A 6,668-nucleotide genomic window follows, 5' to 3' on the forward strand; every position below is an offset into this window, starting at 1 on the left:
CGCCTTCTCAGCCGCTGGCCTGTGTTGCCGGGAACGACGCAGTGAACACCGTTTCATCCCGCATCGACGACGCGACGATCAGCCCGCCATGGGCGCGCGCGATCTCCTGGGCGATGTACAGTCCGAGCCCAAGCCCCTTCTGGTTCGGCAGAACGTCGCCGCGATCGAACGCCGTGAAAAGGCGCGGGATCGTATCAGCCGGAATTGGCGCGCCTTTGTTGGCAACGCTGAGATCAAAGCCAGCGCCGGTCGTCTGCGCCAGCACCCTGATCGGCTTGTCGGCCGCGCCATAGGAAATCGCGTTGCCGAGAAGATTGGACAGCATCTGCCCTATGCGGTCGGCGTCAATTTTCACAGGTCCCGGAACGTTGACGACCGTTTCGATGACGCGATCCGGATGCACGTTCTCGAACTCCGCGACAATCTGCCTGATGACAGGCTCGAGCGGCTGTTCTCTCAACTTGAGCTGCATGCCGGCGCCGAGCCGCGCGCGGGCGAAGTCCATGACATTGTCGATCAGGCCCGCCATCCGGGCCACGCTTCCCTGCAGCAGGTTGATCCAGTTCTTGCCCTCGTCATCGACCTTCTTGTTCAGAAGCCGCAGCCCGCCCTGGATCGAGGCGAGAGGGTTTCTGAGGTCGTGACCGAGCACGGCAATGAACTGCTCGCGCAGTTCAGCATTGCGTTGTTCCAGCGCGAGCCTGTTCTCGATCAATTCGACGCGCTCGGCCGCGTCGAGGTGAGACGCGATCAGCTCCGCAAAAAGCTTGAACATGCCGATGATCTCGGGAGTCCGAAGCTTGCGCGGCTTCGGATCGATCGCGCAAAGAGTTCCAAAGAATGAACCGTCGGGAAGAATGATCGGCACGGAGATGTAGCTTTGGAGGCCATATTGCGCGGGCGTGTGATGCGTACAGTACGCGGCGTCTTCGCTGACATTCTCGATGACAACCGCCTCGCGGCTCTGCCGGATCTCGTGGCAGATCGTGGTCTCGACCTTGAGCTCGTCACCGGGCTTCAGCCCGAACGCAAGTTCGTCACGCGAGGCACAGGTGATCCACCTGTCCTCGGTGACGCGGGCAACGGCCGTAAACCCCATTCCGGTGGTCCGGCTGACCACGTCCAGGATGGTCGAGACCGCAGCGATCCCGCTGACCTTGGCTATGTCGCGCTCGAAATCCATTGCCACTCCGCGTCGGAACATTCGCCTCGGGCCGGCCGCCCCCAACTTAAAGCGCGTCCTTGCAACGGTGAAAAGCACTGCCAGCCCAGTTATTCCGCGTCAATGTTACTCGACGTCTCGCCTTGGAAACGGCTATCTGGTCCCAATGGAACATTTCAGCACGGTTAGGCTCAGCGCCGAGAGGCTTCGTGAGGATCACCTCGCTGACCTCGTTGCGTTGCACCTCGATGCGGACGTTTCGCGCTATCTCGGCGGCGTCCGTTCGGCGGAGAGGACGAAGACCTATCTCGACGCCAATATGGCGCATTGGGACCAGCATGGCTTCGGACTGTGGGTGCTGCGAACGAAAGACGGGGCATTCGCGGGGCGAGCGGGCATCCGGCACATCCTGGTGGACGATATCGACGAGATCGAGATTGCCTACGCGTTCAAGCGCGACGTCTGGGGCCAGGGGCTTGCAAGCGAGATCGCCACGGCGCTGACGGATATCGGACTGTTACACCACGAGCTGCCGTCTCTGATCGGCATCGTCTTCGCCAGAAACGGCGCGTCGCGCCGTGTATTGGAGAAATCGAATTATCTCCTCGAGCGAAGTACGATCCGTCACGGCGAAGACGTCGTGATCTACCGTATTCGGCGGTAGACCCCAAAAGCCAGAAGTCCGGAGCCGCAGAGCACGACGGCGGCGGCAACGAAGGCGCTCCGGTACCCACTGCTGTCGTACAAGAATCCTCCGAGGGAGGCGCCCGCCGTTATGGCGAGCTGGATCACCGCGACCATCAGGCCGCCGCCCGCCTCCGCATCCTCAGGCAGCGTCTTGCTCATCCAGGTCCACCAAGCGACCGGTGCGGCCGTGCCGATGAGGCCCCAACCGGCCAGCAGCACGGTAACAACGAGGGTCGACCCTCCGAAGGCGATCAAGCCGAGGGCAAGGGCGGTCATCGCAAGCGGCATGCCGATCAGAAGCCCGTGCAAGCCTCGCTTCAGTAGGAAGCTGATGAGGTAGGTCCCGAGCAGGCCCGCGACGCCGACCACGAGCAGGATAGCCGAGAGCGTGGAGACGTCTACGCGTGTCACGGTCTCCAGGAATGGACGCAAATAGGTGAAAAGCGCGAACTGGCCCATGAACAGGAGGGCAACCGAGAGCATCCCGATGCCGACTACCGGCCGGCGAAGCAATCCGAAAACGTTCCCCGCGGCACCGCGTTCTGAGGGCATTGAGGGCAATGTGGCGTATTGCCAGACCAGAGTGACTATCGCGAGCGGGACGACACAGAAGAACGCACCCCGCCAGCCGATGAACTGACCGAGGAAGCTGCCGAGCGGCGCGGTGATCGTGGTCGCCAGCGCGTTTCCACCATTGAGGAGGCTAAGCGCGGCCGCAACCTGCCGCTCCGGCACAAGGCGCATCACGGTAGCCGCCGACATCGACCAGAACCCGCCGATGACGATCCCGATCAGCGCGCGCCCTGCCATGAACACCAGGGCATTCGGGGCCAGGGCCACCATCAGCCCCGAGACGATCATCAGCGAGGTAAGGCCCAGCAACAGGCTGCGTCGATCGATGCCCCGTGTCACCGACGCGATCGCAAGGCTGGTGAAGACGGCGAACAGTCCGGAGACCGCGATGGCCTGGCCCGCCTGCCCCTCGGTCATGTGGAGATCGGTGCCGATCGGTGTCAGCAGGCTGACCGGCATGAACTCGGACGCAATCAATGTCCCGACGCACAAGGTCAGGGCAAAGACCGCACTCCAAGCCGGATCGCGCGACAGCGCCTCGTTGCCTCGAGCGAGTTGTACGCTCATGATTGGGCGCCGAGCACGATCGGCGTTGCCTGTATCAGCTTGAGCGACTTCACCATCTTCTCAACCGTCGCCTTGTATTTCTTGAAATGATCTGTTCCGAGATGAGCTTCGTAGGCGCTCCTGTCCCGGTAGATTTCGAAGACCTTGACGTGGGCCGGGTTGTCCTTTTCGGAAATGGCGTAGAGCACCAGGACGCCCGGCTCCTTGCGAATTGCTGCGTCGATCTGTTCCTGCACCGCAGCCCTGTAGCCGTCCAATTGGACGGGATCGATCTCGATTTCCGCCACCTGGACATATCGTTCGTCCGCCTGCTGGGCGACGACGCCGCCGGCGAGTACCGCGGCCAGCATCGATATGCCGTACGAGAAAAGCTGCTTCTTCATGTTCTCCCCCTCAGAGGCTTCACTGGCCCTACCTGATTTGGATTGCTCGAAGGGTGCTCGCGGCTTTGGCGATATCGTACAGTTCATCGCTGTCGCACCCGCGCATCGCAGATATCACTCCAGGTATTGGTCGTCGGCCACCTTCTCCATCCAATCGACGTTCTTTCCGTTGACGGATTCCTGAATGGCGATGTGCGTCATTGCGGTGGTCCGCGTCGCTCCGTGCCAATGTTTCAAGCCCGGCGGAAACCACACGACGTCGCCGGCGCGGATTTCCTCAATCTGCCCGCCCGCTCGCTGCACCCAGCCGAGACCGGCTGACGCGTGCGGGCTCGGGAGCCGCGAACAGTGGGTCGATGCGCACCGTCCCGGTGAACCAGTCTTCGGGACCCTTCTGGGAAGGCCGGGATCCGTTTCTCTTGATGTCGATGTCCATTGCAGTCTCCTTCAGTGCTTCGGACGCGAGCGCCGGCGCCAGTCGAATTCCCGCGACGGCGAAGGCGCTTCCGCCAACGAGAATGTCTCTACGCGTCACCACGGCATGTCTCCGCTCGTGGCGGATCGCGAACGGGATTGTCGATCGAGGCATTGTCGTTCTTTCAGCGAGGTCGCTTCTCGATGACGTCCTTGACGACAGGCGCCGCGGAGAAAGAATTGGGCCAGCCGGCGTAGAAGGCGAGATGGCCGAGCACCTCGCCCGCTTCCTCCCGAGTCAACCCGTTGTCCATGGCGCGGTTCAAATGGTAGGTGATCTGCGCGACCTGACCGGTGGCGATCAGCGCGCTTACGGTCACCAGGCTGCGGTCGCGCGAAGCCAGCGCGGGCCTGAGCCAGAGGTCGCGGAACAGCACGTCGGTCGTAAACTGGACAAGGCTCGGCGTGATCTGCCCGAACTGCTCTCCGACGCGCGTTGCCCGCTGCTTCTCCGCCGCCTCGTCGAGCGGCAGTTGCGGCCCCGACGCCGGGGGGAGCTGATCGGGCCCGATGTTGCGGCGCTCGAAGACTTCCTTCGCAGCCGGGACCGCATCAATCGCGTTGGCCCAGCCGGTGTAGAAGGCCAGATGCGTGATGATCTCCGATATCTCCGACGGCTTCACGCCGTTGTCCAGCGCGAGACCCAGATAGTACGGGAGCTCCACTGTCTGATTTCGGGCGATGAGAGCCGCGACGGTGACGATGCTGCGGTCCCGAGGCGTAAGCCCCGGGCGCTTCCACAGATCGCCGTGGACGAGTTTTTGCGCGTAACCTTCGAGGGCTGGCGCGACCGCGCGGACGTCTACCGGCTTTGACATGGTCTTTGCTCCTTCGATGGATCCGTCTCGGGCCGCGACCGGGCCGTCAGCAAACAGGCAGAACGAAAACAAGGCCGCTGCGAGCATTCTCATCGCGTGAATCCTTCCAGGTTTGTCGGGCGCACCATCAGCCGCAAGGCGACGAGTGCTGCGCAGGGCACGGTGCCCGCGCTCACGAGAAACCCGGACGTTCAATCGCGTCAGGCTGCGATCAACGAGCGCAGGGCTGGCGAGCCCTCGGGCGAAAAGAAGATCAAGTGCCGCTCATGTTGATGGGAAACTAAGGCTTCCGCCTCCGTCCGATTAGGTGATAAAATCCGCATGCAGTCATAAGACGGGCTTATCAATGAACCGGGACGACGCCAGCGATATCCTGGCCTTCCTCGCCGTGGCGAGAGAACGCAGCTTCACGCGTGCCGCAGCCAAGCTTGGTATGACGCAATCGGCGCTGAGCCAGATCATCCGAAAGCTGGAGGAACGGCTGGGGGTCCGTCTTCTCAATCGAACGACCCGGAGCGTCACGCCCACTCAAGCCGGAGAACGGCTCTTCGTGAGCGTCGGGCCCAAATTCACGGAGATGGATGCTGATCTTGCTGCCCTGAGCGAGCTCCGGGAAAAGCCCGCTGGGACCGTGCGTTTGACGGCAACGGAGTACGCCGCCACCGAGATCCTGCTGCCGGCGCTGGGGAAGATTCTTCCCCAATATCCAGACATCCATGTCGAGGTGATCATCGATTACGGGCTCACCAACATCGTGGCGCAGCAGGTCGATGCGGGCATTCGTCCGGGCGAGCTCGTCGCCAAGGACATGATCGCGGTGCGCGTCAGTCCTGATCTGCGAATGGCCGTCGTGGGATCGCCGGCCTACTTCGCCGAACGCAAGCGGCCCAGGACGCCTCAGGATCTAACCGGCCACAATTGTCTGAACCTGCGCCTTCCGACCCACGGCGGCAGCCTGTACGCGTGGGAGTTCGAGAAGAACGGGCGCGAGCTCAACGTGCGCGTGGAAGGACAGCTTGTGTTCAACAGCGCAGGGCTTCTTCTCGAGGGAGCTCTAAAGGGCCTGGGACTTGCCTACCTCACGGAGGGGCACGTGCAGCCATACATCTCGCAGGGCCGGCTGATCAGGGTGCTGTCGGATTGGTGTCCGCCGTTCTCGGGTTACCACCTCTATTATCCCAGTCGGCGCCAACCTTCACCGGCATTCTCGCTGCTCGTCGAGGCTCTTCGATATCGCGGCAAGTAGATTGCCGCTCAGGGCGCCTGACCATCTTCGGCCGGGCACGATTGCTATCTGAAATACCCCAGCACGAGATCAACATCCGCGCTGCCGGCCGCCGTGCCGTTCAGCTCGGCGTCGATGACGCGGCGGCAGGCTTCGATCGCGGCATGGTCACCGAGATCGTTGGCGGCTTCCAGCACGAGCCAGGCGGCATCGACCGAGGCCTGGTCCGCCGCTCCGCTGCCGATCTCGCCGGCTGCGGCCTTGTCGAGGTTCTTGTTTGGATTCTTGTTTGGATTCTTGCGAACGGCGGTGCCGAATTGAGGCAACATTGCAAATACTCCCTGCCAATTCCCGGATGATGCTCGGTGTACCTGTTGGGTGTACCGCTCAGTGCACCTGCAGCTCGGGCTGACGACCCGTGACGGGATCGGAGCCGGTCTTGCGCGACTGGTAGAACTTCAAGACGCTGCGCGAGGTCTCGATCTTGAGCTTGCCGAAATCGCGCTCGTTGTCGTGGAGCTCGCGCGCCGTGATCAGATGATCCTTGGCGCCGAGGAACAGCAGCGACATGGTGGTGTCCCAGGAGAAGTCGAGCGCCTTGCACAACACCAGGATCATCTCGCGATTGCGGTCCATCATCGCACGCTCGATCACGTCGACCGGCAGCGACGACAACAGCGACAGGCCGATCTGCACCTCGTCGAAGCGATGCTGGCGCGCATAGTTCGAGATCGAATCCTGGTTGAGGTTGCCCTGCCGGTACTGCGTCGTCACCACGC

General features: G+C 62.4%; 8 protein-coding genes and 1 pseudogene. 2 read left to right on the forward strand and 7 right to left on the reverse strand.

Annotation, left to right across the window (positions count from 1 at the left end; genetic code table 11):
- Positions 1–7: 7 nt before the first annotated feature.
- The gene (locus tag AC0L3J_RS30015) at positions 8–1,183 is read right to left on the reverse strand and encodes a GAF domain-containing sensor histidine kinase (RefSeq protein ID WP_473349422.1); all 1,176 of its coding nucleotides are present in this window, start codon (positions 1,181–1,183) and stop codon (positions 8–10) included.
- A 145-nt stretch (positions 1,184–1,328) separates the two neighbouring features.
- Here AC0L3J_RS30015 and AC0L3J_RS30020 point away from each other — a divergent pair, with 145 nt between their 5' ends.
- Complete coding sequence (locus tag AC0L3J_RS30020) at positions 1,329–1,826, forward strand: GNAT family N-acetyltransferase (RefSeq protein WP_473349423.1); 498 nt, start codon at positions 1,329–1,331, stop codon at positions 1,824–1,826.
- On the opposite strand, the gene AC0L3J_RS30025 is transcribed toward AC0L3J_RS30020, so the two are convergent.
- From AC0L3J_RS30025 to AC0L3J_RS30040, 4 genes and pseudogenes are all read right to left on the reverse strand, one after another.
- Positions 1,808–2,989, reverse strand: coding sequence for an MFS transporter (locus AC0L3J_RS30025; RefSeq protein WP_473349424.1), 1,182 nt, complete (start codon positions 2,987–2,989; stop codon positions 1,808–1,810). The two genes, AC0L3J_RS30020 and AC0L3J_RS30025, sit on opposite strands and share 19 nt — an antisense overlap.
- Positions 2,986–3,372 carry a putative quinol monooxygenase gene (locus tag AC0L3J_RS30030; RefSeq protein ID WP_473349425.1) on the reverse strand — a complete coding sequence of 129 codons (387 nt, stop codon included), beginning with the start codon at positions 3,370–3,372 and terminating at the stop codon, positions 2,986–2,988. Before AC0L3J_RS30030 ends, AC0L3J_RS30025 begins: the two co-directional genes overlap by 4 nt.
- 114 nt (positions 3,373–3,486) lie before the next feature.
- A pseudogene (locus AC0L3J_RS30035) lies at positions 3,487–3,802 on the reverse strand (cupin domain-containing protein).
- Positions 3,803–3,971: 169 nt separating this feature from the next.
- Positions 3,972–4,757 (reverse strand): carboxymuconolactone decarboxylase family protein, encoded by a 786-nt coding sequence (locus AC0L3J_RS30040; protein ID WP_473349426.1) that lies wholly within the window; start codon positions 4,755–4,757, stop codon positions 3,972–3,974.
- 253 nt (positions 4,758–5,010) lie between these two features.
- Between AC0L3J_RS30040 and AC0L3J_RS30045 the strand changes: the two genes are divergently transcribed.
- Positions 5,011–5,910 carry a LysR family transcriptional regulator gene (locus AC0L3J_RS30045; RefSeq protein ID WP_473349427.1) on the forward strand — a complete coding sequence of 300 codons (900 nt, stop codon included), beginning with the start codon at positions 5,011–5,013 and terminating at the stop codon, positions 5,908–5,910.
- Between the two features lie 44 nt (positions 5,911–5,954).
- Here the strand turns inward: AC0L3J_RS30045 and AC0L3J_RS30050 are convergent, their stop codons facing one another.
- Together AC0L3J_RS30050 and AC0L3J_RS30055 are read right to left on the reverse strand one after the other, a co-directional pair.
- A complete protein-coding gene (locus AC0L3J_RS30050) occupies positions 5,955–6,218 on the reverse strand; it encodes a hypothetical protein (protein WP_473349428.1) in 264 nt (87 codons plus the stop codon).
- Positions 6,219–6,276: 58 nt separating this feature from the next.
- A partial coding sequence (locus AC0L3J_RS30055; RefSeq protein WP_473349429.1) for a DUF2336 domain-containing protein occupies positions 6,277–6,668 on the reverse strand: 392 nt, incomplete at its 5' end.

The organism is Bradyrhizobium sp. Kon37 (genome assembly GCF_055807535.1).